Origin of the sequence: Bradyrhizobium sp. (assembly GCF_049798375.1) — a bacterium.
Classification (GTDB): Bacteria; Pseudomonadota; Alphaproteobacteria; order Rhizobiales; family Xanthobacteraceae; genus Bradyrhizobium.
Genome location: NZ_JBARGP010000699.1, coordinates 1 through 1,664 on the forward strand (window position 1 = coordinate 1; position 1,664 = coordinate 1,664).

3 protein-coding genes are annotated in these 1,664 nt (G+C 66.7%); all 3 read left to right on the forward strand.

Annotation, left to right across the window (positions count from 1 at the left end):
- A partial coding sequence (locus WA702_RS27440) for a zinc-binding dehydrogenase (RefSeq protein WP_425113678.1) occupies positions 1-685 on the forward strand: 685 nt, incomplete at its 5' end.
- A 13-nt stretch (positions 686-698) separates the two neighbouring features.
- Positions 699-1,316 carry a hypothetical protein gene (locus tag WA702_RS27445; RefSeq protein WP_425113679.1) on the forward strand — a complete coding sequence of 206 codons (618 nt, stop codon included), beginning with the start codon at positions 699-701 and terminating at the stop codon, positions 1,314-1,316.
- Positions 1,303-1,664: phosphotransferase (locus tag WA702_RS27450; protein WP_425113680.1), on the forward strand; the 362-nt coding region annotated here is incomplete at its 3' end. The genes WA702_RS27445 and WA702_RS27450, both read left to right, overlap by 14 nt.

The following is a 1,664-nucleotide window of genomic DNA, read 5'->3' on the forward strand; positions in this document are numbered from 1 at the left end:
GCGCCATGCTGTGGTCAGCGAGAACCGCCTGACCCTGTTGCCGCCTGACATGCCGATGGATGTCGCGGTGCTGCTCGGCTGCGCCGCGCCGACCGGTATGGGCGCGGTCTACAATGTGCTGAAGGTGCAGCCCGGCGACGCGGTTGCCGTGTTCGGCACCGGCGGCATCGGCATCAACGCGCTGATGGCGGCTGCGCTTGCCGGCGCCATGCCGGTGATCGGCATCGATCCGAACCCGACGCGTCGCGCGCTCGCGCAGATCTATGGCGCCACCCATGTCATCGACTCGGCCGGCGACGTGCTGGCGGAAATTAAGAAGATCGTGCCGCAGGGCGTTGATCTCGCGGTGGAATCCTCCGGCATCCCGGCCGTGATGGAGCAGGCCATCAATGCCACCCGCCAGCAGGGCGGCCGTGCGGTGGTGATCGGCAATGCCAAGCATGGCGCGGTGCTGCCGCTCAATCCGGGCGTCTTCAACCAGGGCAAGAGCCTGCTCGGCACCTGGGGCGGCGACAGCGTCCCGGATCGCGATTACGGACGTTATGGGCGGCTGCTGAGTTCCGGCCGCTTCCCGGTCCGGGATCTGCTGTCCAAACCCTACAGCCTCGCCCAGGCCGATCAGGCGTTGCAGGACCTCGCCGCTGGCAAGGTCGGCCGCCCGCTGATCGACATGTCGCTGCGCTGAGTTCAAACAGGCCATGCGGATCGGGATCGACTTCGACAACACGATCGCCTGCTATGACGGCGTGTTTCATGCGGCCGCGCTGGAGCGCGGCCTGATCCCGGCTGATCTCGGGCGCGACAAGAACAGCGTCCGCGACCACCTCAACGGCTCCGGCCGCAAGGACGATTTCACCGAGCTGCAGGGCTATGTCTACGGCGCCCGCATGGACCTGGTGTCGCCCTACCTTGGTTTTGCCGAATTCGTTGCCGCGGCCCGCAAGGCTGGCCACGACCTCTTCATCGTCAGCCACAAGACCAAGCATCCGATCCTCGGGCCGCAGCACGACATGCATGCGGCCGCGCGCGGCTTCCTGACCGATCGCGATTTGATGGGTTCGGGTGCGACGCAGATCGCGCCTGAACGGGTGTTCTTCGAACTGACCAAGGATGAGAAGGTCGCGCGTGCCAAAACGCTCGCCTGCGAGGTCTTCATCGACGACCTGCCGGAAATTCTCGCCATGAGCGGCTTTCCTGTCGGCATGCATAAGATCCTGTTCGATCCCGAGAGCCAGTTCGCCGGCAAGGCAGCCGAGTTCGACCGCCGCGCGTCCTGGGCGGAAATCGCGGCGGATTTCGCCCGTGAACGCGCCTGAGACCGTCACCGAGACCGACGCGGCGCTGCTGACGCTGGCACAGCGGCTCACTGCGGAAGCCGGCCGGGATGCGCCCCGCGCGCTGACGCGGCTCGCCGGCGGCCGTAACAACCAGGTCTTCCGGCTCGACACCGATGACGGCCCTCTGGTCTTGAAACGCTATTTCAAGGATGCCCGCGACAGCCGCGACCGGCTCGGCGCCGAATGGAGCTTCATCAGCCACGCCTGGTCGCGCGGCATCCGCGTGGTACCGGAGCCGCTCGCCTCCGACCATGCCGAGCAGGCCGGGCTCTACAGCTTCGTACGGGGACGCAAGCTCACCGCGCCAGAGCTGACGCCAACCCATGT

Coding starts and splice junctions, on each gene's coding strand:
- WA702_RS27445 (WP_425113679.1), top strand. CDS start 699: ATGCGGATCGGGATCGACTTCGACAACACGATCGCCTGCTATGACGGC.